This window comes from Pseudomonas maioricensis (assembly GCF_022790535.1).
GTDB classification, from domain to species: Bacteria; Pseudomonadota; Gammaproteobacteria; order Pseudomonadales; family Pseudomonadaceae; genus Aquipseudomonas; species Aquipseudomonas maioricensis.
Genome location: NZ_LOHG01000031.1, coordinates 17,353 through 42,530 on the forward strand (window position 1 = coordinate 17,353; position 25,178 = coordinate 42,530).

Below are 25,178 nucleotides of genomic sequence, written 5' to 3' on the forward strand. Positions count from 1 at the left end.
TGGCGATCACGGCACTTTGGCACTACACCAATGGTCATAGCCCGCGTACCTCATCAGCACTTCTTTCCCAAGGGATCTAGTCATGCTCCGTTTCCTGCGCTTTGCTGCCGTCATTGGTGGCCTCTGTTTGAGTGCGTCCGCTATGGCGGTCGATGTCGACCCCGCCACGTATGGCTATCCTCTAAAGAACCCATTCGAAGCAACCATTGCTACCACGCCTCCCGACATGCGTCCGGAGCTGCCAGCAGACGATGACATCGATCAGGACGACTACACCCTGAATCTGCGCCCAGAGCGCGAGTTCACGCTGCCAGACAACTTCTGGGCCGTGAAAAAGCTGCGTTACCGCATGGCCAAACAAGACCATGCCGCGCCATTGATCTTTCTGATCGCAGGCACCGGCGCGCCTTACAACAGCACCATCAACGAATTCCTCAAGAAGCTGTACTACGGCGCGGGCTACCACGTTGTTCAGCTGTCTTCGCCAACCAGCTATGACTTCATGAGCTCGGCCTCGCGTTTCGCGACCCCGGGTATCTCTACTGAAGATGCCGAGGACCTGTACCGCGTAATGCAAGCGGTACGCGCGCAACAAACCGAACTGAAAATCACCGATTTCTACCTGACCGGTTACAGCCTGGGCGCGCTGAACGCAGCATTTGTCAGTCGTCTGGATGAAACCCGCCGCAGCTTCAACTTCAAGAAAGTCCTGCTGCTCAACCCGCCGGTCAACCTCTACACCTCGATCTCCAACCTGGACAAGCTGGTACAGACCAACGTCAAGGGCATCGACAACAGCACCACGTTCTATGAGCTGGTACTGGCCAAACTGACCCGCTACTTCCGTCAGAAAGGTTACATCGACCTCAACGACGCACTGCTGTATGACTTCCAGCAGTCCAAGCAGCACCTGACCAATGAACAGATGGCGATGTTGATCGGCACCTCGTTCCGCTTTTCATCGGCCGATATCGCGTTTACCTCTGACCTGATCAACCGTCGCGGTCTGATCACGCCACCGAAATTCCCGATCACCGAAGGCACCAGCCTTTCGCCGTTCCTGCGTCGCGCGCTGCAGTGCGACTTCGACTGCTACCTGACCGAGCAAGTTATCCCGATGTGGCGTGCCCGCACCGATGGCGGCAGCCTGCTGCAATTGGTTGATCAGGTCAGCCTGTACGCGCTCAAGGATTACCTGCACACCAGCAAGAAGATCTCCGTCATGCACAACGCTGACGATGTGATTCTGGGCTCCGGCGACCTGGGTTTCCTGCGCAAGACATTCGGCGATCGCCTGACCGTTTACCCTTACGGCGGCCATTGCGGCAACATCAATTACCGCGTCAACAGCGACGCCATGCTGGAGTTCTTCCGTGGCTAAACGTCTTTTACTCCTCGCTGCCCTGCTCTGCGCAGGGACCGTTCAGGCTGCGGACCCGGTCGTCGACAGCAATATCGCCGAACACCCGGCCACTGTGCTGCGTCAAGACGATGCTGACGGTTTTACCCAGCCGCTAAAATCGCTGCAGTTCAACCCCGGCCTTGATCAACGGGAATTTGAACGCGCCACGCTGACCGCACTGGAAGTCTATGACCCGCTTGAGTCCTGGAACCGGCGCGTCTACCACTTCAACTACCGTTTCGATGAGTGGGTTTTCCTTCCGGTGGTCAACGGCTACCGCTACGTGACCCCAAGTTTCGTGCGTACTGGCGTGAGCAACTTCTTCGCCAACCTGGGTGAAATCCCTAACCTGCTGAACAGCCTGTTCCAGTTCAAAGGTCAGCGCTCGCTGGAAACCACAGGTCGCCTGCTGGTTAACACCACCATCGGTGTCGTTGGCCTGTGGGACCCGGCAACCAAAATGGGGCTGCCTCGCCAGAACGAAGACTTCGGCCAGACTCTAGGTTTCTACGGTGTACCGGCCGGTCCGTACCTGGTCCTGCCGCTGCTTGGCCCGTCCAACCTGCGTGACACCGGCGGCCTGCTGTTCGACTTCACGGCCGAATCGCAGATCAACTTCCTCAACGTGGCACAGGTCAGCAGCGATCACCCGGAACTCTACCTGTTACGGGCGATTGATCGTCGCTACACCACCAGCTTCCGCTACGGTCAGATGAACTCGCCGTTCGAATACGAGAAAGTGCGTTACGTCTACACCGAAGCCCGCAAGTTGCAGATCGCCGAGTAACACCACGGCGTAAAAAACGGCCAGCCGGAGCGATCCGGCTGGCCGTTTTTTTGTGCACATCAATACTCTATTTGGAATGCGGTCACCCTGTGGGAGCGGTGCTCGCATCCCCCCCCTAAAACATCCAAATCCCTGATCAATCACCCGTAAAATCATCACCCATCAATCGGCCAAACAGGCATAGCATAGTCGCCATTGATGAGGAGAAACGCCATGAGCCAATTTCGTAAAGTGCTTTCGATCCAGGCGGGTCAACCCGCGTCGGACGGTGCCGGGGTAAAACTGACGCGTGTATTTGGTGGGCCAGGTGTCGAGCAGTTCGATCCGTTTCTGATGCTTGATGAGTTCGGTTCCGACAAGCCGGACGATTACATCGCCGGCTTCCCGCCACATCCGCACCGTGGTTTTGAAACCGTGACCTACATGCTCGAAGGCCGTATGCGTCATGAAGATCACATGGGCAACGTCGGCCTGCTGCAAGGTGGCGGCGTGCAATGGATGACCGCTGCGCGAGGCATTATCCACAGCGAAATGCCTGAGCAGGAAGAAGGTGTGATGCGCGGCTTCCAGCTGTGGCTGAACCTGCCAGGCAAGAACAAGCTCAACGACGCCAGCTATCAGGACATCCAGCCGGAGAACATCCCGCGTCTAACGACCCAAAACGGTGTTGATGTAGTGGTGATCGCCGGTCAGTTCGACGACGGCCAAATCCAGCAAGCGGGTGCAGTGCAGCGTCCAGACACTGAGCCGCAGTATTTCGACTTTCACATGCCTGCCGGTAGCAGCATCAGCCCGAAGATTCCCCAAGGGCATCTTGCGTTGCTGTATGTCTACGAGGGCAGCCTGGAGCTAGCCGGTCATCCGCAGAGCGTCAGTGCCAGCCGCATGGTGCGACTGTCCGGGGAAGGCGAGCTTCAACTGAACACTACAGACGGTGCCCGAGTGTTACTGATCGCAGGCAAGCCACTGCGTGAACCGATCGTGCAATACGGACCGTTCGTGATGAACACCCGGGAAGAAATCGAGCAGGCGCTGCGGGACTTTCGGGATGATCGGTTGACGGCTTGAATACTGTTTTGGGTTGTCGGCACTGACACCTTGGGGGGCAAAACGCTCTCCTACAGGAGATATGCAATCAATTGTGGGAGCGAGGCTTGCACGCGATAAGAGCACTGCAGATATCAGGTCTATCGCGTCCAGCCTTATCGCGGGCAAGCCTCGCTCCCACAGGATCTATGCAATCCCAAATATTGGCCGATGTCGCGTGACCGGTGTTAGCCGGCCCCACGTCGCCTATAGCAGGTTCAATACAACCGCAAAAAGCGCTTCAGCTGTTCGCCCTGAGCGATAGCGTCATGGCGGCCCAGTTCGATCAACTCCCGACAGTAACCCGCTTCAAACAGCAAATAGCTGAGCACACTGGCGCCACTGGTCTTGGTAGCTCCGGGGCCACGCAGAAAGGTGCGCAGTGCGCGGGGCAGTTCATGGCGGTGGCGTGCAGCGATCTGGTCGATCGGCTGGCTTGGGGCGATGATCAGGACTTCAACCGGAGCCAGCCCCTTCTGTCGCACCCGATGCTCGCAGGGCAGCAGATCACTGACCAGATTCATGCGCTCCAGGACTTCAATGTCACTTTCAAGGTTGTCAATGAACGTGCTGTTAAGCATGTGTCCACTAATCTGCGCCAGAGTGGGCTGCTTGCCGTTCGTGACCCGTTGCACCTGCCTGTTGGCATCGGCGCCTCGCGGGTTGCCGCTGACACCGACGACCAACACGCGATTGGCCCCCAGATGCAATGCCGGGCTGATAGGTGCGGATTGACGCACAGCGCCGTCGCCGAAGTATTCCTGATCGATTTTGACCGGCGCGAACAACAGCGGGATGGCCGAACTGGCGAGCAAATGGTCGATGGTCAACTGGGTCGGTACGCCCAGGCGCCGATGGCGCAGCCACGGATCGATGGTGCCCTTGCCTTGGTAGAAAGTCATGGCGTGACCCGACTCGTAACCAAATGCGGTGACTGCCACAGCGCGCAGGTGTTTGGCTGCGATAGCAGCATCGATGCCTTGCAGATCCAGCCGCTCGGTCAGTAGATCCCGCAGCGGCGAGCTGTTGAGCAACGCAACGGGCACCTGGGAACCGATCCCCAACAGGCTGTTGCCGAAGAATCGGCCAGCCTGACTCATCACGCCTGGCCAGTCGCTACGCAGCACCTGATGGCTACGAAAACCCTGCCAGAACTCGGTCAACTGATGAATAGCGGTTCGAAAATGCAATGCACCGCTGGCCAGTTTGACGGCATTGATGGCACCCGCGGAGGTACCGACGATGACCGGAAACGGATTGGGTGCTCCAGGAGGCAGCAAATCGGCGATCCCCGCCAACACCCCGACCTGATAAGCAGCCCTCGCCCCACCACCAGACAGAATCAACCCGGTAACGGGCTCTACATCATTCACAGCATCCATTGCGATGACGGGTTCAAGCATTTAGCTGCGCCTCAGTTGATCACTCACGCTTTTTATAGATTTTAGGCTCGCCCGGAGGTCGGCTTTTGAATCGACGGTGCGCCCAGAGATACTGCTCAGGACACTCCGTAATGGCACTTTCTACCCATTGATTGATGCGCAGGCAATCGACTTCATCACTTTCGCCCGGAAAATCCTGCAACGGCGCATGGATGACCAATCGATAGCCACTGCCGTCAGCCAGGCGCTGCTGAGTAAACGGTACAACCTGAGCACGTCCCAGCTTGGCAAATTTGCTGGTGGCCGTCACGGTGGCAGCCTGAATGCCGAACAACGGGACAAAAACACTCTGCTTCGCACCGTAATCCTGATCCGGTGCGTACCAGATGGCGCGGCCGGCACGCAGTAGCTTGAGCATGCCGCGTACGTCTTCACGCTCTACCGCCAGCGAATCCAGATTGTGACGCTCACGGCCGCGACGCTGAACAAAATCGAACAGCGGATTTTTATGTTCGCGGTACATGCCATCAATCGTGTGTTGCTGCCCCAACAGCGCAGCACCGACTTCCAGCGTAGTGAAATGCAGCGCCATGAGAATCACGCCCTGCCCTTGCTGGTGCGCAGCCTGCAGATGTTCCAGACCTTCGATGTGCGCCAGCCTGGCGAGGCGCTCCCTGGACCACCACCAGCTCATGGCCATTTCAAAAAAGGCGATGCCGGTTGAAGCGAAGTTTTCCTTGAGCAGACGCTTGCGTTCATCCGCGGACAAATGCGGAAAACACAGCTCCAGATTGCGCGACGCAATGTATTTGCGATCAGCGGCGAACCGGTACATCACTGCGCCCAACAGCCGCCCGATGACTAACAGAACGCGAAATGGCAGTTGAACAACCAGCCACAGCAGCCCAAGCCCCAGCCATAGCGGCCAGAAACGGGGGTGAAGAAAATAAGCTCGAAAACGCGGGCGATCCATTAAAGCTTCCACCAGAACCATGGCCGCGCATTCTACAACGGTTCGACCCCGCTTGCGGCTAGCGGGCGTTCTCGTTATAAGTCTCGGCACTTTTAGCGACAAGCCGTTGTATGCCGACCATGAGCCAAAACGAATCGCAAGAACAGGATCCAGTCTTCCAACTCAAGGGCAGCATGCTCGCCATCACCGTGCTGGAGCTGGCTCGCAACAACCTTGAGGCCCTCGACCGTCAGTTGGCGGCAAAAGTGGCTCAGGCTCCGAATTTTTTCAGCAACACCCCGCTGGTGCTGGCGCTCGACAAGCTCCCCGCCGACAGCGGTGCCTTGGATTTGCCCGGCCTGATGCGGGTTTGCCGCCAGCATGGCCTGCGTACCCTGGCGATCCGTGCCAGCCGGATCGAAGACATCGCCGCTGCCATCGCGATTGATTTGCCGGTATTGCCACCATCAGGTGCCCGTGAGCGTCCACTGGACCCTCTGGAAGGCGACGCTGCGAAGAAAAAAGCGGAAAAACCGCCAGAGCCCACCGTCAAGCCTACGCGCGTGATCACTACGCCGGTGCGCGGTGGACAGCAGATTTACGCCCCCGGCGGCGACCTGGTGGTCATTGCTCCGGTCAGTCCCGGTGCGGAACTTCTGGCCGATGGCAACATCCATGTTTACGGCCCATTGCGCGGACGGGCGCTGGCAGGAATAAAAGGCGACACCAAAGCGCGAATTTTCTGTCAGCAAATGGGCGCGGAGCTGATATCCATCGCCGGGCAATACAAGGTTTCCGAAGATTTACGCAGGGATCCACTCTGGGGTACGTCGGTACAGGTCAGCCTGTCAGGTGACGTGTTGAACATCATCCGGCTTTAACGGATACTGCGCCATTTTCAAAGCATCCCTGATTCGTCGCGAAAACGTAGCAAAGGTAGTAGGAAATCCGGGGGCTTTCATCGTTCCTGGCAAATTGCTCTCAAGGTAGGACACCCCGGGAGCTTTTCAATTTCCATCATTGTTCGACGGTCGCCGCTTCAAGGGACGCTCTTCAGGACTAACTGTCCTTTTCCTCTAGGGGTGATACACCTTGGCCAAGATTCTCGTGGTTACATCCGGCAAGGGTGGTGTGGGCAAGACCACCACCAGCGCCGCCATCGGCACCGGTCTCGCATTGCGCGGCCACAAAACTGTCATCGTCGACTTCGACGTCGGCTTGCGTAACCTCGACCTGATCATGGGCTGCGAGCGTCGCGTGGTGTATGACTTCGTCAACGTGGTAAACGGCGAAGCCAACCTGCAACAGGCCCTGATCAAAGACAAGAAGATCGAAGGCCTGTACGTTCTGGCTGCCAGCCAGACCCGTGACAAGGAAGCGCTGACCAAGGAAGGCGTGGAAAAAGTCCTGATGGAACTCAAGGAATCCTTCGAGTACATCGTCTGCGACTCCCCGGCAGGTATCGAGACAGGTGCTCACCTGGCGATGTACTTCGCCGACGAAGCGATCGTCGTGACCAACCCCGAAGTATCGTCTGTACGTGACTCCGACCGCATGCTGGGCCTGCTGGCCAGCAAATCGCGTCGCGCCGAGCGTAACGAAGAGCCAATCAAGGAACACCTGCTGCTGACCCGCTACAATCCGGAGCGCGTCAGCAAAGGCGAGATGCTGGGCGTTGAAGACGTCAAGGAAATCCTCGCGGTGACACTACTGGGCGTGATCCCTGAGTCCCAGGCGGTACTGAAAGCTTCCAACCAGGGCGTGCCAGTCATCCTTGATGAGCAGAGCGATGCCGGTCAGGCCTACAGCGATGCTGTTGATCGTCTGTTGGGCAAAGATCGTGAGCACCGTTTCCTGGACGTACAGAAGAAAGGATTTTTCGAACGCCTGTTCGGGGGTAACTGATGAACATTTTCGACTTCTTTCGCGCCAGCAAAAAAACCACCACCGCGTCGGTCGCGAAAGAGCGTCTACAGATCATCGTGGCGCATGAACGCGGCCAGCGTACAACTCCGGACTACTTGCCAGCCCTGCAAAAAGAGCTGGTTGAAGTGATCCGCAAGTACGTCAACATCGAGTCCAACGATGTGCAGGTTGCTCTGGAAAATCAGGGCAGCTGTTCGATTCTGGAACTCAACATCACCCTGCCAGATCGCTAGATCCGGCGGTTGCTTGCGGCGGCATTAGCACCATTCTTGCGAGTGGCGCTGATGCCGCCGTTGCGTTTAGAGGCCGTTAAATGCCGTTGTCGAACATCCGCATCATTCATCAGGACGCTGCCGTTCTGGTGATTGATAAGCCAACCCTGCTGCTTTCCGTCCCCGGCCGTGCCGAGGACAACAAGGACTGCCTGATTACCCGCCTGCAGGAAAACGGCTACCCCGAAGCCCGCATCGTCCATCGACTGGATTGGGAAACCTCCGGGATCATTCTGCTGGCCCGTGATCCGGACACGCATCGCGAGCTGTCCCGGCAGTTTCATGACCGGGAAACCGAAAAAGCCTACACCGCGCTGTGCTGGGGTGAACCGACGCTGGACAGCGGCAGTATCGACCTGCCCTTGCGTTACGACCCTCCGACCAAGCCTCGGCATGTGGTGGATCACGAAGCAGGCAAGCATGCGCAGACCTTCTGGAAAGTACTGGAGCGTTGCGGCCATTACAGTCGTGTCGAGCTGACGCCGATTACCGGGCGCTCGCACCAGTTGCGAGTGCACATGCTGTCAATCGGGCATCCGTTGCTGGGGGATGGTTTGTATGCACATCCGGAAGCTTTGGCGGCGTATCCGCGCTTGTGCCTGCATGCGAGCATGTTGAGCTTTACCCATCCGCAGAGTGGCGAGCGGTTGCGGTTTGAGTGTCCTGCGCCGTTTTGATTACCTGAAGCGAGCTTCATATTTGCGGCGCCTGAATCGCGAGCAAGCTCGGCTCCCACATGAGATCGAATTCTCCCTGTGGGAGCCGAGCTTGGTCTGGGCCGCATCCGGACTATAAGGTCACACTGCCTTCAATGACTTGCCAACATCGCCCCGCCAATACGGTAAACTCCCGCCATTGCTGTCTGGAGTGACTTATGCGCGAAGAGCTGAACAAGGGCCTGATTGATTTCCTCAAGGCCTCTCCTACCCCTTTCCATGCCACCGCTACCCTCGTTCAACACCTTGAAGCCTCTGGCTTCCAGCGCCTGGACGAACGTGAAACATGGGCCACGGAAACCGGCGGCCGGTATTACGTTACCCGCAACGATTCATCGATTGTGGCATTCCGCCTGGGCCGTCAGTCGCCACTGACCGGCGGCATCCGCATGGTTGGCGCTCACACTGACAGCCCATGCCTGCGGGTCAAGCCGCAACCCGAGCTGCAACGCCAGGGTTTCTGGCAATTGGGCGTCGAAGTCTACGGCGGTGCCTTGCTCGCCCCGTGGTTCGACCGTGATCTGTCTCTGGCGGGTCGCGTCACCTTCCGTCGTGACGGCAAGGTCGAAAGCCAGCTCATCGACTTCAAGCTACCGATTGCCGTGATCCCCAACCTGGCGATCCACCTCAATCGCACCGCCAACGAAGGCTGGACGATCAACCCGCAAACCGAGCTGCCGCCGATCCTCGCTCAAGTTGCCGGTGATGAACGCGCCGATTTCCGCGCCTTGCTCACCGATCAACTGGCACGCGAACACGGCCTGAACGCTGATGTGGTGCTTGATTACGAGCTGAGTTTCTACGACACACAAAGCGCTGCAGTGATCGGGCTGAATGCCGACTTCATCGCGGGCGCGCGGCTGGATAATCTGCTGTCGTGCTATGCCGGTTTGCAAGCGCTGCTCAGCACCGACACTGATGAAACCTGTCTGTTGGTTTGCACCGATCATGAAGAAGTCGGCTCGTCGTCGACCTGCGGTGCTGACGGCCCGATGCTGGAGCAGATCCTTCAGCGCCTGCTGCCGGATGGCGCGGACTATGTACGCACGATCCAGAAGTCTCTACTGGTCTCTGCCGACAACGCCCACGGCATTCACCCCAACTACGCCGAGAAACACGACGCCAACCACGGCCCGAAACTCAATGCGGGCCCGGTGATCAAGGTCAACAGCAACCAGCGTTACGCGACCAATAGCGAAACCGCCGGGTTCTTCCGCCACCTGTGCATGGCTGAAGAAGTACCGGTGCAGAGCTTCGTGGTACGCAGCGACATGGCTTGCGGGTCAACCATCGGCCCGATTACCGCCAGCCATCTGGGCGTGCGCACTGTGGACATCGGCCTGCCGACGTTCGCCATGCACTCGATCCGTGAACTGGCGGGTAGTCATGACCTGGCGCATCTGGTGAAAGTATTGACCGCGTTTTATGCGAGTCATGAGTTGCCTTGAGGCAGCTCACCTCTGCTCTGTATCAACACCATGGCGTCCAAATCCACCTAGACTGAATCCATCAGCCTCTGGAGGTTGGACGTCATGGACGCGTTTTTCTCGATTCTGCTACCGATTCTCGCTGGCATGCTGCTGTTGTGCATTGGCTACAACTACCAAGAGCGCAACAGCGGCGTATTCATGATCTGGCTGGGGATGATCGGGATTCTGGGCACTGTCGTGTTCAAGATTCTGGAGAAGCTGACTTGAGATGCCCCTCCTGAGGAAGTTTTCAATGAGTTATCGCAAAGTAGATACCTCCCTGTAGGAGCTCACGAGCAACGCGAGGCAGCGATAGCGTTCTGTCTGGCAAGCCGCCATCGCTGGCCTCGTAACCTCGGTGAGCTCCTACAGATCAGGTGGAGCCAGGTAGGTATTGGTTTGCTAACCAATACCCTGGCAATCCCTCAAATATCCCGCACCACCGCGCTCACGTGGATCGCATCGTGCCGCCAATACTCCAGATCACAGTCGATCAAGCGGCCGGTCTGATCGAAGTTGACTCTCGCGATACGCAAGCCCGGGCTGCCCAGTGAAACCTTGAGCGCCGCCGAGGCTTCGGCGTGCAGCGCAGTGGGGACCATTTCGAAACGCACCTGGCCGTAGCGCAAGTCATAGCGGCTGGCGTACAGCTCGGTCAGTGACTGATTGAGATCGCAATCAAGGATGCCCGGGAAATATTCCGGGTTCAGATAATGCTCTACATACAGCACCAGACGTTGATCAATGCGCCGCGCACGGCAGATCTGAATCACGCTGGACAGCGCAGGCAACTGCAGCATTTCACAGATTTTTGCCGACGCTGGTTGCAAACGCGCGGAGATAACCTGAGTGTCAGCGACTCGCCCCTGAGCACTGACCATCGCGTGAAAGTGGCTACGGCGCATCAAGTCGTATGCCAAGCGTGGCGGTGAAATAAACCACCCGCGCCGTTCCTCTCTATAGATAAGCCCCAACGCTTCGAGCTGTACCAACGCCTCACGCAAGGTGATACGCGTGGTATCAAACACTTCGCTCAGTTTACGTTCTGCGGGTAATTTGCTACCGGGCGGCAGCAGACCATGCTCGATCTGCTCCTGCAGGGCATTACAAATCGTCGTCACCGCACGGGGCACTTCTTCGCGCATCACATTACCTTTCTGGACTAGACCAGCGCCATAACGGGGCACGAGCCATTCTCATTGCACGTACCGGGGCGCAGAAACAGCCTACTTAGCGTAGATGACTGCTGCGTGACAAACCCCATCACAAACCATGCCAGCACTGTCCAAAAAACCTCTGAAGCCCTTCCATATCAAGGCTTTGGTCATGGTCTACGCTTATCTCGCAGCGCCTGAGCCAGCTGTAACAAGGGCAACCGCTACAGCTCGCCAACATAAAAATGTCATCGAAAAAGCTTAACTTGGCTCAGGTATTGCTGACCTAGACCAACCAACCCGCAACGATCACTTCTAAAAAGAACTTTCAGAAGTGCACAAGGAGCTTCGAATGAAACACCTTTTGCTGGCATCACTCCTCGGTTCCGCTATCGCTCTCAGCACTTCAGTCATGGCTGCAGATGCTGACCTGAAAACCCTTGAAGCAGCCGCCAAGGTTGAAGGCGCAGTCAACAGTGTTGGCATGCCGGATGACTGGGCTAACTGGAAAGACACCTGGGCTGATCTGCAGACCAAATACGGCCTCAAGCACATGGACACAGACATGAGCTCGGCCCAGGAAATCGCCAAGTTCGAAGCGGAAAAAGACAACGCCAGCGCTGACATCGGCGACGTCGGCGCAGCCTTCGGCCCTATTGCTGCGGCCAAAGGCGTTACTCTGCCTTACAAGCCAAGCACCTGGGATCAAGTCCCGGACTGGGCGAAAGACAAAGACGGTCACTGGGCACTGGCCTATACCGGCACCATCGCCTTCGTGGTCAACAAGAAGTTGCTGCACGGTTCTGAAGTACCCACCAAGTGGGCTGACCTGAAGAACGGCAAATACAAAGTAACGGTGGGTGACGTGAGTACCGCCGCACAAGCTGCCAACGGTGTACTGGCCGCTGCGATTGCCATGAAAGGCGATGAAAGCAATATCGCGCCAGGCCTGGCCCTGTTCACTGAACTGGCCAAGCAGAAGCGTCTGGCCCTCAACAACCCGAACATCCAGAGCATGGAAAAAGGCGAAGTTGAAGTGGGCATCGTCTGGGACTTCAACGGCCTGAGCTACAAAGCCAAGATGACCAACCCGGATGACTACGTGGTACTGATCCCGTCCGATGGTTCGGTGATTTCCGGCTACACCACCATCATCAACAAATACGCGAAGAACCCTAGCGCCGCCAAGCTGGCCCGCGAGTACATCTTCAGCGATGCCGGTCAGATCAACCTGGCCAAAGGCAACGCACGTCCGATTCGTGCCGAGCACCTCACACTGCCAGCTGAAGTGCAGGCCAAGCTGTTGCCAAACGAGCAGTACAAAGGCGTAACGCCGATCAAGAACGCAGCAGCATGGGAGAAGACCTCCAAAGCACTGCCGCAAATGTGGAACGAGCAAGTCATCGTCGAAATGCAGTAATGCGCTACCGGCCTCATGGATGAGGCCTTTTTATCGCCCTCCCCGTATCGAATCCCGTCGGAGCGATTGGCTCATGAAACACAATGTCATCCTCATCGTACTCGACGGCCTCAATTACGAAGTGGCCCGACATGCGATGGGCCATCTGCAGGCTTACGCCAACGCAGATCGCGCCGTGCTCTACAAGCTGGAGTGCGAACTGCCGGCACTCTCGCGCCCGCTATACGAATGCATCCTGACGGGCGTACCGCCGATTGAAAGCGGCATCGTCCATAACCAGGTTTCCCGGTTATCGAACCAGCGCAGCATGTTCCACTACGCTACCGACGCCGGGCTTACCACGGCTGCGGCTGCGTATCACTGGGTCAGCGAGTTGTATAACCGCACGCCGTTCGATGCTGCACGTGATCGTCATACCGACGACCTCGAACTACCGATTCAACACGGCCACTTTTATTACGCAGACCATTATCCCGATTCGCACCTGTTTGCCGACGCAGAAAGCCTGCGGGTCAGACACACGCCGAACCTGCTGTTGATTCACCCCATGAACATCGACGACGCCGGGCACAAGCACGGCCTCGACAGCCCGCAATACCGCAACAGCGCGCGTAGCGTTGACATCATCATCGCTGATTACCTGCAAGGCTGGCTCGACGCCGGTTATCAGGTATTGATCACTGCCGACCACGGCATGAACAACGACCGCTCCCACAATGGCCTGTTGCCCGAAGAGCGCGAGGTGCCGCTGTTCGTGCTCGGCAGTGCGTTCAATTTGAAACCTGAGGCAACGCCCAGGCAAACCGAGCTGTGCGGCATTGTCTGCGAACTGCTCGGTGTGCCCCATGACAAACCGTTCTGCCGGGAGATTCTCAAGTGAGCACCCAAAATCGCGGCAAATGGCTCGGGCTTCTCTGCCTGCTCCCTTTCGCCCTGTTCTTCTTCGTGTTCCAGATCGCGCCGCTGGGCTGGGTAGCGATCAACAGCCTGCACTCCGAAGCAGGCTGGGGCGTCGAAAACTTCATCAAGGCCTTCGACTCGCGTTTCTACCGCCAGGCCATGCAGTTCAGCCTGGAGATCAGCTTCTGGTCCAGCCTGTTCGGCATCATCATTGCGGTGCTGGGCAGTTACTCGCTGCGCAACGTGGATTCGCGCCTGCGGGACTTCGTCAACTCCTTCGCCAACATGACCAGCAACTTCTCCGGCGTACCGCTGGCCTTTGCGTTCATCATTCTGCTGGGCTTCAACGGTGCAGTGACCTTGATGCTCAAGCAGGCGGGGATCATCGAAGACTTCAACCTGTATTCGAAAACCGGACTGATCATTCTCTACACCTACTTCCAGATCCCGCTCGGCGTGCTGCTGCTTTACCCGGCCTTCGACGCCCTGCGTCAGGACTGGCGCGACTCGGCGTCCTTGCTCGGCGCCAGCAGCTTTCAGTTCTGGCGTTACATCGGCTTGCCGGTACTGACTCCCGCTCTGCTCGGCACCTTTGTGATTCTTTTGGCCAACGCGTTGGGGGCCTACGCCACGGTCTATGCCCTGACCACGGGCAACTTCAACGTGCTGCCGATCCGTATTGCAGCCATGGTCGCGGGCGACATCAGTCTTGATCCAAACATGGCCAGCGCCCTGGCGATGATTCTGGTCGGTCTGATGACGCTGGTCACCGTCGTTCATCAGTGGTTGCTGAAGAGGAGCTACCATGTCTCGCGTTGAAAGAGGCCCTGCCCGGTTTTATCACCGGACTATCGTTTACCTGCTGTTCTTCATCCTGCTGCTGCCGCTGCTCGGCACGCTGCTGTATTCGATATCTACCAGTTGGTCAGCAAGCATTTTGCCCAGCGGGCTGACGTTCAAGTGGTACGTCGCGCTGTGGAGCGACCCGCGTTTCCTCGCTGCGTTTGGTCAATCGCTGCTGGTCTGCGTGGGCGCGCTGATTCTTTCCGTGGTGCTGATCCTGCCGCTGCTGTTCGTGGTGCATTACCACTTCCCGCGCCTGGATGCGCTGATGAACATCCTGATCCTGCTGCCCTTCGCAGTGCCGCCAGTCGCGTCATCGGTGGGTTTGCTGCAGCTGTACGGTTCAGGACCGTTCGCAATGGTCGGCACGCCATGGATTCTGATCGGCTGCTACTTCACCGTCGCCCTGCCATTCATGTACCGGGCAATCAGTAACAACCTGCAGGCGATCAACCTGACGGATCTGATGGACGCTGCGCAGTTGCTAGGGGCCAACACTTGCCAAGCGGCGTTTCTGGTAGTGCTGCCTAACCTGCGCAAAGGTCTGATGGTCGCTCTGCTGCTGTCGTTTTCCTTCCTGTTCGGCGAGTTCGTGTTTGCCAACCTGCTGGTCGGCACCCGCTATGAAACCTTGCAGGTGTACCTGAACAACATGCGTAACAGCAGCGGTCACTTCAACAGTGCGCTGGTGATTTCCTACTTCCTCTTCGTGTTGCTGCTGACCCTGGCCGCCAATCGCTTGAATAAGGACAAAGACTGATATGAGTTTTGTCAGCGTCGAAAACCTGCAAAAAAATTACGGCAGCACAGCGGTGTTCAGTGACATCAACTGCACCATCGAACGCGGTGAATTCGTCACCCTGCTCGGTCCGTCCGGTTGTGGCAAGTCGACCCTGTTGCGCTGCATCGCCGGGTTAACTTCGGTCAACAGTGGGCGCATCGTGCTCGATGGCCTGGACCTGGTGCCGGTCACCCCACAGAAGCGCAATATCGGCATGGTGTTCCAGAGCTATGCGCTGTTTCCCAACATGACCGTGGAGCAGAACGTCGCCTTTGGTTTGCGCATGCAGAAGGTCAATGCCGACGACACCCATAAGCGGGTTGCCGAAGTGTTGAAGCTGGTGGAACTGACTGATTTTGCCAACCGTTATCCGCATCAAATGTCCGGCGGCCAGTGCCAGCGCGTGGCCCTCGCCCGCTCTCTGGTGACTCGCCCGCGCCTGTTGCTGCTGGATGAGCCACTGTCGGCGCTGGATGCGCGGATCCGCAAACATTTGCGTGAGCAGATACGTGCGATTCAGCGTGAACTGGGCCTGACCACGATCTTCGTCACCCACGATCAGGAAGAAGCACTGACCATGTCAGATCGCATTTTCCTGATGAATCAGGGTCGTATCGTGCAGAGCGGCGACGCCGAAACCCTTTACACTGCGCCGGTGGATGTTTTCGCCGCTGGCTTTATCGGCAACTACAACCTGCTCGAAGCCGACGACGTCAGCCGCCTGATGCAGCGTCCGATCAACAGCCGCATCGCCATTCGCCCGGAGGCCATTCAACTGAGCCTGACCGGCGAACTTGAAGGACAAATCCGCAGCCACAGCCTGCTGGGCAACGTGATCCGCTATCGGGTCGAGGCCCGCGGTGTGGAATTGGTGGTGGACGTGCTCAATCGCTCGGCAGACGATTTGCTGGCTGACGGGACGCGAGTGACGCTGAGTATTGATGCTTCGGCGCTTTGCGAGGTGGCTTGATCACGAGGCGGTGTTAATCCGGCCAAATACCAAGGCCTGATCAATGTCCTCTGTAGGAGTGAGCTTGCTCGCGATAGCATTCTCGAATTTGATGGTTGCGTCACGAATAGAACGCCATCGCGAGCAAGCTCACTCCTACAGGGAACCGCGCCGCAGCTCAGTTAATTTTCAGAGGACAGCTTTTAATGGCTTTAGCAATTTTTGACCTGGATGAAACCCTGATCGCCGGTGACTGCGCCAGTCTGTGGAGCGAGCAGATGGCCAGGCTTGGCTGGGTTGACTCAGCCTCATTCATCAAGCGCGACCACGAGCTGATGCAGGCCTACAGCGAAGGCAAACTGGCGATGGAGGATTACATGGCCTTCAGCCTGGAGCCGATGCTTGGCCGGACACCTGAGGAAGTCGACCACTTGGTCGGGCCGTGGGTCGAGGATTATATCGAGCCGATCATTTTCAGTGACGCCACCAAATGCATCGCCGAGCATCGCGCTGCCGGTGACCGGATCCTGGTGATTTCAGCGTCCGGCGTTCATCTGGTCAAACCGATCGCAGAACGCATCGGTATCGATGAAGTGCTGGCTATTGATCTGGACGTGGCTCACGGTGTTTACAACGGCAAGACCGTCGGCACGCTGACTTACCGCGAAGGCAAGATCACCCGCCTGATGGAGTGGCTGGACGCCGAAGGTGAAAACCTCGAAGGCGCGAGCTTCTATTCAGACTCACGCAACGATTTGCCACTGCTGCTCAAGGTGGATTATCCCCATGTGGTGAATCCGGATCCGACTTTGCTGGAGCACGCGCAGAAAGCCGGATGGCCGATTCACACCTGGAAGTAGCAAGCCTGGCTACATTCCCTGTGGGAGCGGTGCTTGCCCGCGATAGGAACACCGCGAACTAAAGTGAATCGCGTCCAGCCTTTTCGCGGGCAAGCACCGCTCCCACAAGGGATAGAGCCGGGGTTCCAGATTCAGGCCTTAAACCAGACTCTCATCAATCACCAGCACCAGCTTGCCATTGACCTTGTTGGTCGCCAGCTCGGCATAAGCCGCTTCAGCGTCCTGGATCGGGTAGCTGCGGGCCAGTTGTGGCTTGAGGCGGCCTTCGGTGAACAACGGCCAGACGTGCTGCCCCAGATCGCGTAACAGATCAGCCTTGAACGTGTCGTCACGGCTGCGCAAGGTTGAACCCAGCAATTGGATACGTTTGCCCAGAATCTGCGCCATGTCCAGTTGCGCCTCGCGGCCGCCCATCAGGCCAATCAGCACCCAACGACCGTCAACACTGAGCAGCTTGACGTTCAGTTCAGCGTAATTGGCGCCCACTGGATCCAGAATCACATCGAATGGCGCGAAATCTTTCAGGCTGTCCAGGCTTTCATTGCGCACGACACCGCCCTGAGCGCCCAGATCGATGCAGTATTCCAGACGATCCGCCGAACCAACGCTGACCCAGACCGGGTTGCCGAATGCCTTGCAAAGCTGAATGCCGGCTGAACCAACTCCACTTGCCCCGGCGTGCAGCAATACTTTCTCGCCGGGTTTGAGTCCGGCGAGTTGAAACAGGTTCAGCCAGGCGGTGGCATAGACCTCAGGAATAGCCGCAGCTTCGGCCAGTGACAAGCCTTCCGGGACCGGCAAAACGTGTCGTCCATCGACCACCGCTTCCTCGGCCATTGCCCCGCCAGCCAGCAGCGCACAGACCCTGTCGCCTACTTGCCAGGAGGCGCCTGGACCTACTTCTGCGATCACGCCAGAACACTCCATCCCGAGTATTTCGCTGGCCCCCGGTGGTGGCGGATAGAGCCCGGCACGCTGTAATAAATCGGCCCGATTCAAACCCGCAGCGGCAACTTTGATACGAACTTGCCCTACATCCAGAGCCGGACTTGGCTCATCGACCCATTCCACACGACCTTCAACGCCTTGCAATGCCTTCACAGTGCCTCCATAGTGAGTCTGGACTGAGCCCGAAGCTGAAGCAGCACGGGCTTTCTTGCATTATGCGACCGGATCCGACGGAACCGGCGACTTCCAAAGACGGCCTAATATGCGTTATCAATTGTCCCCGCGTCGAATCAGCATGAAGCATTTCTTACCAAGTACCGCCCTCGCGCTGGTTGTGGGTCTCAGCATTTTGCCGATGTCCGCCAGCTCCTTCGCCGCCAATAGCTGGGATAACCTCCAGCCTGATCGCGATGAAGTGATTGCCAGTCTCAACGTAGTTGAGCTGCTCAAGCGGCACCATTACAGCAAGCCGCCACTGGACGACAAACGTTCGGTCATCATCTATGAAAGCTACCTCAAGCTTCTGGACCCGGCGCGCAGCTATTTTCTCGCCAGCGATATCACCGAATTCGACAAGTGGCGTACCCAGTTCGACGATTTCCTGAAAAGCGGCGACCTGAATCCCGGTTTCACCATCTATAAGCGCTATCTGGATCGCATCAAGTCGCGTCTGGATTTCGCCCTGGCTGAACTGAACAAAGGCGTCGACAAGCTCGATTTCACCGCCAAGGAAAGCTTGCTGGTGGATCGCAAGGACGCCGCCTGGCCGAAGAACGAAGCGGAGCTGGATGACCTGTGGCGCAAGCGTGTCAAAGATGAAGTCCTGCGCCTGAAGATTGCCGGTAAAGACCCGGCGAAGATTCAGGAAACGCTGACCAAGCGCTACAAGAATCAATTGGCACGTCTGAGCCAGACCCGTGCTGAAGACATCTTCCAGGCGTACATCAACACCTTCGCTATGTCTTACGATCCGCACACCAACTACCTGTCTCCCGACAGCGCGGAAAACTTCGACATCAACATGAGCCTGTCGCTGGAAGGCATTGGCGCTGTGTTGCAGAGCGACAATGACAACGTGAAGATCGTGCGCCTGGTGCCGGCCGGCCCTGCCGCCAAAACCAAGCAAGTCGCACCGGCCGACAAGATCGTCGCCGTCGCTCAGGGTGACAAAGAGATGGTCGACGTGATCGGCTGGCGTCTCGATGAAGTCGTCAAACTGATTCGCGGTCCGAAAGGCTCTGTTGTGCGTCTGGAAGTGATTCCGGCCAGTAATGCGCCGAACGATCAGACCACCAAAATCGTTGCCATCACTCGCGAAGCGGTGAAGCTGGAAGAACAGGCTGCGAAGAAGTCGATCCTGCATTTGAAACAGGATGGTCGTGATTACAAACTTGGCGTGATTGACATCCCTGCGTTCTATCTGGACTTCAAGGCCTATCGCGCAGGTGATCCGCAGTACAAGAGCACCACCCGTGACGTGAAGAAACTGCTGACCGAGCTGCAGGCCGAGAAGGTCGACGGCGTGGTGCTGGATCTGCGCAACAACGGTGGCGGCTCGTTGCAGGAAGCGACCGAGCTGACCAGTCTGTTCATCGACAAGGGCCCGACCGTGCTGGTGCGTAATGCCGACGGTAAGGTTGATGTGCTTGAAGATGAAGATACCGGCGCGTTCTACAAAGGCCCGATGGCCTTGCTGGTCAACCGCCTGTCTGCCTCGGCTTCAGAGATTTTCGCTGGCGCCATGCAGGACTATCACCGCGCGCTGATCATCGGTGGCCAGACCTTCGGCAAAGGTACCGTGCAGACCATTCAGCCCCTCAACCATGGTGAGCTGAAACTGACCCTGGCCAAGTTCTATCGGGTTTCCGGGCAGAGCACCCAGCATCAGGGCGTCGTACCGGATATTACTTATCCGTCGATCATCGACACCAAGGAAATCGGCGAGAGCGCACTGCCTGAGGCGATGCCTTGGGACAGCATCAAACCGGCGATCAAACCGGCCATTGATCCGTTCAAACCATTCCTGGCTCAGCTCCAGACGCGACATGAAACCCGTTCAGCGAAAGACGCAGAGTTCGTGTTCATCGAAAACCGCCTGGCGCTTGCCAAGCAGTTGATGAACGAGAAAACCGTCAGTCTCAACGAAGTGGACCGTCGCGCCGAACACGCAGCTATCGAAGGCAAACAACTGGCGCTGGAAAACGCCCGTCGTAAAGCCAAAGGTGAAGAGCCGCTTAAAGAGCTGAAGAAAGAAGACGAAGATGCTCTGCCGATGGACGACGACAAGACCAAGCCTGAAGACGACGCGTACCTGTCCGAGACTGGTCGCATCCTGATCGACTATCTGGGCTTGAGTTCATCGGTCGCCAAGAAGTAAAGAGGCTCTTGTAGGAGCGCACGGAGGTTACGACGCCCGCAATAACGGTGTGTCAGGCGAATCGCTATCGCTGCCTCGCGTTGCTCGTGAGCTCCTACAGGAGATTGGTGATACATAGCGATTCTCTGTAGGAGTTGTCGGAGGTTACGACGGCGCCGATCGCGATTTGGATGACACACAGCCAATCGCAGCCTTCGGCAGCTCCTACAAAAGCTGGATAGAATTTGAGGACTGGCTATTTGACAGCAATCGTCATCAAACAGTCATGAATCTGTCGTGAAATAAGGGGGTTAAGCGCACCAGCGCTTAACCCCCTTTTTCTTGCCACCGAGATCGCCATGACCATGACAGAACAGCTGAGCGCATTGAGCTCGATTCTTGCTCGAAGTGATTTGCACAGCCTGTTCCAGCCAATTGTGTCTCTGACGGAACGTCGCATCCTGGGTTATGAAGCACTCACCCGTGGCCCGTCCAACAGCATCCTGCACTCCCCCGTCAGCCTGTTCGCCGTAGCCCGCCACGCCGGACGGCTGAGCGAGCTGGAAATGGCGTGCCGGGAAAGCGCCTGTCGCCGGTTCAGCGAGCAAAAGCTGGAGGGCAAGCTGTTTCTCAATATCTCTCCCGAATCCTTGCTGGAAGCTGCACACCCGCCGGGCCGGACACTGGAGTTGTTGCAACGCTACGGCATCGCGCCCAGCAAGGTCGTGATCGAACTGACCGAGCAGACGCCGACAGAAGACTTTGAGCTGCTTTACACCGCCCTGCACCACTATCGCGACATGGGGTTTTCCATCGCCATGGACGACCTGGGTGCCGGTTATTCCAGCCTCCGCCTGTGGTCAGAATTGCGCCCCGATTACGTGAAGATCGACCGCCATTTCATCGACGGCATTCACCAGGATGCCGTCAAACGCGAGTTCGTCGGTTCTATGCTGCAAATGGCCAAAGCTTCACGCGCCTCCGTCATCGCCGAAGGTATCGAACTGCCGGAAGAACTTGCGGTACTGAGTGAAATGGGTGTGGAGCTGGTGCAGGGCTACCTGCTGTGTCGCCCACAGGAACAACCGCCTCGCGACGCACGCACCTTGCTACCCAAGCTGGACGCACTGGCGACGCCCACCCTGGCAGACGAAGGCAGCGATTTGAGCGCCCTGCTCAGTGAACAACCCGCCGTTGAGCAGAGCACCCCGACCGCAGCAGTGCTAGAAGCCTTTCGCAAGCAGGCAGCGTTGAACTCCATGGCGGTGGTGGATGACCAGGGCCGACCGTGCGGTATCGTGCACCGGCACTCGCTGTCTGAGGTGCTGCTCAAACCCTTTGGCACCGAATTGTTCGCCCGCAAGCCGATCAGCCGCCTGATGAGCGATGATTTTCTCGCTGTCGAACTGAACCAGTCCCTGCAAAAAGTCAGTCGTTTGTTGACCAGTCGGGCCCGTCAACGCATCGAAGAAGACTTCATCATCACCCTTAACGGCAATTACCTGGGACTGGGACGGGTGATCGATGTCCTCAAGTTGATTACCGAGCTGAAGATCCAGCAGGCCCGCTATGCCAACCCGTTGACCTTGCTACCGGGCAACGTGCCGATCCAGCAGTGTCTGACGCGTTTGCTGCAACAGGGGCGCGAATCAATGATTTGCTATGTGGACATCGACAGTTTCAAGCCTTTCAACGACATCTACGGTTACGGCCGGGGCGACGAGGTTTTACTGTGTCTCGCGCAATGCCTGAATGACCGTATCGATCCCAGTCAGGACTTCGTCGGCCATATTGGCGGCGACGACTTCCTGATGGTGCTCGGCTCCGAAGACTGGCAGAAGCGCCTTAATCTGCTGCTGGAGGACTTTCAGAATCAATGTCGGCGCTTCTATCGCGCCGAGCACCTTGAGGCAGGTTGCTTCATTGCCTCCAATCGACAAGGACAGCGTCAGGAATTTCCACTGCTGTCGCTGTCGATCGGTGTGATTCATCTGCACCCCGAGTCATGCGCCGACCTGGACGCCAACCAATTGGCTGAACTCGCTTCGGAAGCCAAGCACCACGCCAAAGACATCATGGGCGCGAGCGTGCATGTGATTGATACGCGGGAGTTAGGGTTGGCTCAGGTGGGCTGATGGGCTACTGGTATGAGCACAACCCCATGTGGGAGCGGTGCTTGGTCTGGGACACCGGGGCGACTCCCACCCAGGATCTCATTCCAGATTGACAAATTCTCTGCCGCTACTCGGGATAACTGAACTCAAAAACCCGAACCACTTCCGATGCATGCCATGACGCCGCAGCCACACCATCCGACGGTCCCGAAAACCGTCCCAAACGCTCAACGCATTCAAAAAAGCCGGTACGCGGTAAACGACTCGCGCCCTGGCTGATCACCAGCGAGCTGCGCAATGGTTGATCTGCCTTGGCGTCGATAGCCGCCAAGTGTTCCAGCGCGGCGGTCAGGGTCTGCATGGCTGGGCTTGGCAACTGCAAACGCTCCAGCAATGCCCGATAGGTCAACAGATGACGTTGTCTACGAGCCTGATCCAGTTCAGCCAACAGCCCATCCCAGTGCTGACGGCTGATACGCACACTCATGACTCCCCCCTCCAGCCCATGACGCCCAGTTCCCAGGCGAGGCTACGGAGAATAGCGGCATCCGGTTTACGCTCGCCGCTTTCGATCATGTCCAGATAAGACGGGCTGATACCGACGGTTCGGGCCAACTGCGCCACTTCCAGCCCCTTCGCTGCACGCAGCGTAGCCAATTGCTCAAGCCCGGGTAACTCGGCAGCGTCGGCGACATTCGCTGTCGATGCGGGCGCCGCTTCAGCGCCCGACGGGGTCGTGAAACCGGCTGCCTGCAGTAAAGCCTGATACTGAGCCCAAGGCAGAACTGCGTACTCCGGCTCCCCATCACGAGAAATGACCTGCAGATCCATACAACCCCCATGTAGAACAACTACACACATCGAGTAAGTTTATTCAGATGCTGGCATCTTAACAGCGGTCTGCAACTCCCCGTCCACCTGAATACGTTGCCGGTATCTCGTTCGGCCTCCCCCTCGGTCAGTCCCTGGCTTTTTCCTGCTCCAGCAAGGCCGCTGTCGCTGGCAGACGTTCGACCACAATCAACTTTTCTGGTGACTGACGCGCACGCCAGGCGCGGAAAGCATCCAGCTCGGCATCCAGACTCTTCATGACCCATGCCAGCACGGCAATATCGTCAAGCATGCCGATCCCCGGGATCCAGTCAGGCACGGCGTCCAGCGGGCTGAGGAAGTACATTAACCCCGCCACGATCGACAGGATCGCCTTGGGACTGATTGCTCGATACTCACCTCTCCAGTACGCCAGGCACAACGCCTGCAGCAAGCGCAAATCGTCTTTTATCTTACCCAGACGACTGCCTTCGGCCGAGCCTTTGCGCGCCACCGCAAATAACAGGCCTGGCAAGCGGCCGGCAGCAATCAGCCTCCGCGCCATGGGTAAGTACCGGAGCAAATTCCAGGGTGCTTTCATATCCACTCCCATTGAGTGTCGTCCGTTGCCGATAAACACCCATCCTACAAAAGTGGGTGCCTGATACTCAAAAAGGTTATCCACACAACTTGTGGATAACCTTGTGAACAGAGCCTCTTTTTGAGGCCACAAGCCGCGTTTTACTTGGTCCGCAGTCAAATCGGGCGTTTTTTAGTCACATAAAAAAAGCCATAAAAATCGTTGACTTGAGGCTGATCAGAAGTTACCCACAGCCGCTGTCACAAAAGTGTTGGATCGTCCGACAACGCTCTGGTGCCTTGACGCGTGCCATGTTACTCCGACTACGCGTATCCGGATCCGTTCGACCAGAAACGACAACGCCCCGTCGAAACGGGGCGTTGTGTTGAAGCCGGTGCGTCGCTTATTTGGAAGCGGGAGCAGCCGGTTCTTCGTCGGCATCAGGTGCGCCTGCAGCTGCAGGGTCCTTGATACCCAGCAGTTCCAGGTCGAATACCAGTACCGAGTTGGCAGGGATCGTCGGGCTAGGGCTCTGTGCGCCGTAAGCCAGATCGCTCGGGATGAAGAGCTTGATCTTCTCGCCAACGTGCATCAGTTGCAGGCCTTCGACCCAACCCGGGATCACGCCACTGACTGGCAGATCAATTGGGCTGCCACGCTCTACGGAGCTGTCGAATACCTTGCCATCAGTCAGCTTGCCTTCGTAGTGAACAGTCACTACGTCAGTTGGCTTAGGCTGCGGGCCATCGGCTTTCTTGACGATTTGGTACTGCAGGCCTGAAGCGGTGGTGACTACACCTTCTTTCTTACCGTTTTCTTCGAGGAATTTCTTGCCAGCAGCTGCCGACTCTTCGCTCATTTTGACCATACGCTCTTCGGCACGCTTCTGCAGCGCCGAGAATGCTTCAACCAGTTCTTCGTCTTTCAGTTTCTGGTCTTTCTTGCCGACGGCATCTTCGATGCCCAGTGCTACGGCTTTGGAGTCCAGATCGTCCATGCCTTCCTGAGCCAGGCTTTTGCCCATGTTCAGACCAATGCCATAGGACGCTTTTTGTGCCGGGGTTTTCAGCTCAACAGTGCTGGCTTGCTTATCACAACCTGCGAGTACCAGACCGACCAGGGCAATCGCCGCTGCCAACCGATGCTGTTTCATTCTGATTCCTTGTTCATGCGCCAATAGGGCAAACGAGTAAAGCCGCGAGCTTATCAGGGTGCCGCGATCAATGGCTACCGGCATGAGAGGCAGAAAATGCAGATAAGTTCAGGTATCCAAAGGTTTTCTTGGCAAGAGCGTGGGATGTTCAGTTGGGGTTCAGGTCTGAGGGGCAATTTGGTTGGCAGGGACCTCACCTTCGTTTAATGCATTTAGTGCATTTTGTGTACATATCCGTTGTTGCGTTATGGCGGGTATTGGTTGCGCCCTTACGGCGCGTCACTTTTGGAGCCCAAAAGTAACCATGGACCTGTCCCG

25 protein-coding genes are annotated in these 25,178 nt (G+C 57.3%); 17 read left to right on the forward strand and 8 right to left on the reverse strand.

Going from position 1 to position 25,178, the window contains the following annotated elements; all coding sequences use genetic code 11:
- Window positions 1-82 precede the first annotated feature (82 nt).
- The 3 genes from AUC61_RS25620 (at window position 83) to AUC61_RS25630 (ending at window position 3,257) form a co-directional block, all read left to right on the forward strand.
- Window positions 83-1,381, forward strand: coding sequence for a serine/threonine protein kinase (locus tag AUC61_RS25620; protein WP_243249033.1), 1,299 nt, complete (start codon window positions 83-85; stop codon window positions 1,379-1,381).
- Complete coding sequence (locus AUC61_RS25625) at window positions 1,374-2,189, forward strand: MlaA family lipoprotein (protein WP_122667460.1); 816 nt, start codon at window positions 1,374-1,376, stop codon at window positions 2,187-2,189. The genes AUC61_RS25620 and AUC61_RS25625 overlap by 8 nt, the downstream gene beginning before the upstream one ends.
- A gap of 213 nt (window positions 2,190-2,402) precedes the next feature.
- Window positions 2,403-3,257, forward strand: a complete 855-nt coding sequence (locus AUC61_RS25630) for a pirin family protein (RefSeq protein WP_243249035.1) — start codon at window positions 2,403-2,405, stop codon at window positions 3,255-3,257.
- A gap of 236 nt (window positions 3,258-3,493) precedes the next feature.
- On the opposite strand, the gene AUC61_RS25635 is transcribed toward AUC61_RS25630, so the two are convergent.
- Window positions 3,494-4,678, reverse strand: a complete 1,185-nt coding sequence (locus tag AUC61_RS25635; protein ID WP_243249036.1) for a patatin-like phospholipase family protein — start codon at window positions 4,676-4,678, stop codon at window positions 3,494-3,496.
- Window positions 4,679-4,697: 19 nt separating this feature from the next.
- Window positions 4,698-5,630 (reverse strand): lipid A biosynthesis lauroyl acyltransferase, encoded by a 933-nt coding sequence (locus AUC61_RS25640; protein ID WP_243249038.1) that lies wholly within the window; start codon window positions 5,628-5,630, stop codon window positions 4,698-4,700.
- A gap of 119 nt (window positions 5,631-5,749) precedes the next feature.
- On the opposite strand from AUC61_RS25640, the gene minC reads away from it, so the two are divergent.
- From minC to AUC61_RS25670, 6 genes are all read left to right on the forward strand, one after another.
- Entirely contained in the window at window positions 5,750-6,490 is a 741-nt protein-coding gene (gene minC / locus AUC61_RS25645; protein ID WP_243249039.1) for a septum site-determining protein MinC, read from the forward strand.
- A gap of 211 nt (window positions 6,491-6,701) precedes the next feature.
- Window positions 6,702-7,514 carry a septum site-determining protein MinD gene (gene minD / locus AUC61_RS25650; protein ID WP_032630046.1) on the forward strand — a complete coding sequence of 271 codons (813 nt, stop codon included), beginning with the start codon at window positions 6,702-6,704 and terminating at the stop codon, window positions 7,512-7,514.
- Window positions 7,514-7,768: a cell division topological specificity factor MinE gene (minE, locus tag AUC61_RS25655; protein ID WP_122667456.1), complete on the forward strand. Its 255-nt coding sequence runs from the start codon at window positions 7,514-7,516 to the stop codon at window positions 7,766-7,768. Before minD ends, minE begins: the two co-directional genes overlap by 1 nt.
- Window positions 7,769-7,848: 80 nt before the next feature.
- Window positions 7,849-8,484, forward strand: a complete 636-nt coding sequence (locus AUC61_RS25660) for an RluA family pseudouridine synthase (RefSeq protein WP_027898646.1) — start codon at window positions 7,849-7,851, stop codon at window positions 8,482-8,484.
- Window positions 8,485-8,681: 197 nt separating this feature from the next.
- Window positions 8,682-9,971: a M18 family aminopeptidase gene (locus tag AUC61_RS25665; protein WP_243249040.1), complete on the forward strand. Its 1,290-nt coding sequence runs from the start codon at window positions 8,682-8,684 to the stop codon at window positions 9,969-9,971.
- 84 nt (window positions 9,972-10,055) lie between these two features.
- A complete protein-coding gene (locus tag AUC61_RS25670) occupies window positions 10,056-10,220 on the forward strand; it encodes a hypothetical protein (protein ID WP_243249063.1) in 165 nt (54 codons plus the stop codon).
- 197 nt (window positions 10,221-10,417) lie between these two features.
- On the opposite strand, the gene AUC61_RS25675 is transcribed toward AUC61_RS25670, so the two are convergent.
- Window positions 10,418-11,137 (reverse strand): UTRA domain-containing protein, encoded by a 720-nt coding sequence (locus AUC61_RS25675; RefSeq protein WP_243249062.1) that lies wholly within the window; start codon window positions 11,135-11,137, stop codon window positions 10,418-10,420.
- Window positions 11,138-11,498: 361 nt separating this feature from the next.
- Here AUC61_RS25675 and AUC61_RS25680 point away from each other — a divergent pair, with 361 nt between their 5' ends.
- The 6 genes from AUC61_RS25680 (at window position 11,499) to AUC61_RS25705 (ending at window position 16,899) form a co-directional block, all read left to right on the forward strand.
- A complete protein-coding gene (locus AUC61_RS25680) occupies window positions 11,499-12,566 on the forward strand; it encodes an ABC transporter substrate-binding protein (RefSeq protein WP_243249041.1) in 1,068 nt (355 codons plus the stop codon).
- A gap of 73 nt (window positions 12,567-12,639) precedes the next feature.
- Entirely contained in the window at window positions 12,640-13,446 is an 807-nt protein-coding gene (locus AUC61_RS25685) for an alkaline phosphatase family protein (RefSeq protein WP_243249042.1), read from the forward strand.
- Window positions 13,443-14,285, forward strand: a complete 843-nt coding sequence (locus AUC61_RS25690; RefSeq protein WP_243249043.1) for an ABC transporter permease — start codon at window positions 13,443-13,445, stop codon at window positions 14,283-14,285. Before AUC61_RS25685 ends, AUC61_RS25690 begins: the two co-directional genes overlap by 4 nt.
- Window positions 14,272-15,069, forward strand: a complete 798-nt coding sequence (locus AUC61_RS25695) for an ABC transporter permease (protein ID WP_243249044.1) — start codon at window positions 14,272-14,274, stop codon at window positions 15,067-15,069. Before AUC61_RS25690 ends, AUC61_RS25695 begins: the two co-directional genes overlap by 14 nt.
- Before the next feature lies 1 nt (window position 15,070).
- Complete coding sequence (locus AUC61_RS25700; protein ID WP_243249045.1) at window positions 15,071-16,060, forward strand: ABC transporter ATP-binding protein; 990 nt, start codon at window positions 15,071-15,073, stop codon at window positions 16,058-16,060.
- A 185-nt stretch (window positions 16,061-16,245) separates the two neighbouring features.
- Window positions 16,246-16,899, forward strand: coding sequence for an HAD family hydrolase (locus AUC61_RS25705; protein WP_243249046.1), 654 nt, complete (start codon window positions 16,246-16,248; stop codon window positions 16,897-16,899).
- A 138-nt stretch (window positions 16,900-17,037) separates the two neighbouring features.
- Here AUC61_RS25705 and AUC61_RS25710 read toward each other — a convergent pair whose 3' ends face one another.
- A complete protein-coding gene (locus AUC61_RS25710) occupies window positions 17,038-18,000 on the reverse strand; it encodes an NAD(P)H-quinone oxidoreductase (RefSeq protein WP_243249047.1) in 963 nt (320 codons plus the stop codon).
- Between the two features lie 142 nt (window positions 18,001-18,142).
- On the opposite strand from AUC61_RS25710, the gene AUC61_RS25715 reads away from it, so the two are divergent.
- Both AUC61_RS25715 and AUC61_RS25720 read left to right on the forward strand, forming a co-directional pair.
- Window positions 18,143-20,224 (forward strand): carboxy terminal-processing peptidase, encoded by a 2,082-nt coding sequence (locus AUC61_RS25715; protein WP_243249050.1) that lies wholly within the window; start codon window positions 18,143-18,145, stop codon window positions 20,222-20,224.
- A 338-nt stretch (window positions 20,225-20,562) separates the two neighbouring features.
- A complete protein-coding gene (locus tag AUC61_RS25720) occupies window positions 20,563-22,338 on the forward strand; it encodes a bifunctional diguanylate cyclase/phosphodiesterase (protein WP_243249052.1) in 1,776 nt (591 codons plus the stop codon).
- A 106-nt stretch (window positions 22,339-22,444) separates the two neighbouring features.
- Here the strand turns inward: AUC61_RS25720 and AUC61_RS25725 are convergent, their stop codons facing one another.
- The 4 genes from AUC61_RS25725 to AUC61_RS25740 form a co-directional block, all read right to left on the reverse strand.
- The gene (locus AUC61_RS25725; RefSeq protein ID WP_243249055.1) at window positions 22,445-22,804 is read right to left on the reverse strand and encodes a hypothetical protein; all 360 of its coding nucleotides are present in this window, start codon (window positions 22,802-22,804) and stop codon (window positions 22,445-22,447) included.
- The gene (locus AUC61_RS25730; RefSeq protein WP_243249056.1) at window positions 22,801-23,148 is read right to left on the reverse strand and encodes a helix-turn-helix domain-containing protein; all 348 of its coding nucleotides are present in this window, start codon (window positions 23,146-23,148) and stop codon (window positions 22,801-22,803) included. Before AUC61_RS25730 ends, AUC61_RS25725 begins: the two co-directional genes overlap by 4 nt.
- Before the next feature lie 127 nt (window positions 23,149-23,275).
- Window positions 23,276-23,728 (reverse strand): YkvA family protein, encoded by a 453-nt coding sequence (locus AUC61_RS25735; RefSeq protein ID WP_243249059.1) that lies wholly within the window; start codon window positions 23,726-23,728, stop codon window positions 23,276-23,278.
- Between the two features lie 382 nt (window positions 23,729-24,110).
- On the reverse strand, window positions 24,111-24,860 hold the full coding sequence (locus AUC61_RS25740) for a BamJ family beta-barrel-assembly machinery protein (protein ID WP_243249060.1): 750 nt from the start codon (window positions 24,858-24,860) through the stop codon (window positions 24,111-24,113).
- Window positions 24,861-25,178: the final 318 nt, after the last annotated feature.

What these genes read in the sequence shown, in the direction of transcription:
- AUC61_RS25620 (WP_243249033.1), top strand. Translation starts at nt 83, where the DNA reads ATGCTCCGTTTCCTGCGCTTTGCTGCCGTCATTGGTGGCCTCTGTTTG.
- AUC61_RS25630 (WP_243249035.1), top strand. Translation starts at nt 2,403, where the DNA reads ATGAGCCAATTTCGTAAAGTGCTTTCGATCCAGGCGGGTCAACCCGCG.
- AUC61_RS25635 (WP_243249036.1), bottom strand. Translation starts at nt 4,678, where the DNA reads ATGCTTGAACCCGTCATCGCAATGGATGCTGTGAATGATGTAGAGCCC.
- AUC61_RS25640 (WP_243249038.1), bottom strand. Translation starts at nt 5,630, where the DNA reads ATGGATCGCCCGCGTTTTCGAGCTTATTTTCTTCACCCCCGTTTCTGG.
- minC (WP_243249039.1), top strand. Translation starts at nt 5,750, where the DNA reads ATGAGCCAAAACGAATCGCAAGAACAGGATCCAGTCTTCCAACTCAAG.
- minE (WP_122667456.1), top strand. Translation starts at nt 7,514, where the DNA reads ATGAACATTTTCGACTTCTTTCGCGCCAGCAAAAAAACCACCACCGCG.
- AUC61_RS25660 (WP_027898646.1), top strand. Translation starts at nt 7,849, where the DNA reads ATGCCGTTGTCGAACATCCGCATCATTCATCAGGACGCTGCCGTTCTG.
- AUC61_RS25665 (WP_243249040.1), top strand. Translation starts at nt 8,682, where the DNA reads ATGCGCGAAGAGCTGAACAAGGGCCTGATTGATTTCCTCAAGGCCTCT.
- AUC61_RS25670 (WP_243249063.1), top strand. Translation starts at nt 10,056, where the DNA reads ATGGACGCGTTTTTCTCGATTCTGCTACCGATTCTCGCTGGCATGCTG.
- AUC61_RS25675 (WP_243249062.1), bottom strand. Translation starts at nt 11,137, where the DNA reads ATGCGCGAAGAAGTGCCCCGTGCGGTGACGACGATTTGTAATGCCCTG.
- AUC61_RS25680 (WP_243249041.1), top strand. Translation starts at nt 11,499, where the DNA reads ATGAAACACCTTTTGCTGGCATCACTCCTCGGTTCCGCTATCGCTCTC.
- AUC61_RS25685 (WP_243249042.1), top strand. Translation starts at nt 12,640, where the DNA reads ATGAAACACAATGTCATCCTCATCGTACTCGACGGCCTCAATTACGAA.
- AUC61_RS25695 (WP_243249044.1), top strand. Translation starts at nt 14,272, where the DNA reads ATGTCTCGCGTTGAAAGAGGCCCTGCCCGGTTTTATCACCGGACTATC.
- AUC61_RS25700 (WP_243249045.1), top strand. Translation starts at nt 15,071, where the DNA reads ATGAGTTTTGTCAGCGTCGAAAACCTGCAAAAAAATTACGGCAGCACA.
- AUC61_RS25705 (WP_243249046.1), top strand. Translation starts at nt 16,246, where the DNA reads ATGGCTTTAGCAATTTTTGACCTGGATGAAACCCTGATCGCCGGTGAC.
- AUC61_RS25715 (WP_243249050.1), top strand. Translation starts at nt 18,143, where the DNA reads ATGAAGCATTTCTTACCAAGTACCGCCCTCGCGCTGGTTGTGGGTCTC.
- AUC61_RS25720 (WP_243249052.1), top strand. Translation starts at nt 20,563, where the DNA reads ATGACCATGACAGAACAGCTGAGCGCATTGAGCTCGATTCTTGCTCGA.
- AUC61_RS25725 (WP_243249055.1), bottom strand. Translation starts at nt 22,804, where the DNA reads ATGAGTGTGCGTATCAGCCGTCAGCACTGGGATGGGCTGTTGGCTGAA.
- AUC61_RS25730 (WP_243249056.1), bottom strand. Translation starts at nt 23,148, where the DNA reads ATGGATCTGCAGGTCATTTCTCGTGATGGGGAGCCGGAGTACGCAGTT.
- AUC61_RS25735 (WP_243249059.1), bottom strand. Translation starts at nt 23,728, where the DNA reads ATGAAAGCACCCTGGAATTTGCTCCGGTACTTACCCATGGCGCGGAGG.
- AUC61_RS25740 (WP_243249060.1), bottom strand. Translation starts at nt 24,860, where the DNA reads ATGAAACAGCATCGGTTGGCAGCGGCGATTGCCCTGGTCGGTCTGGTA.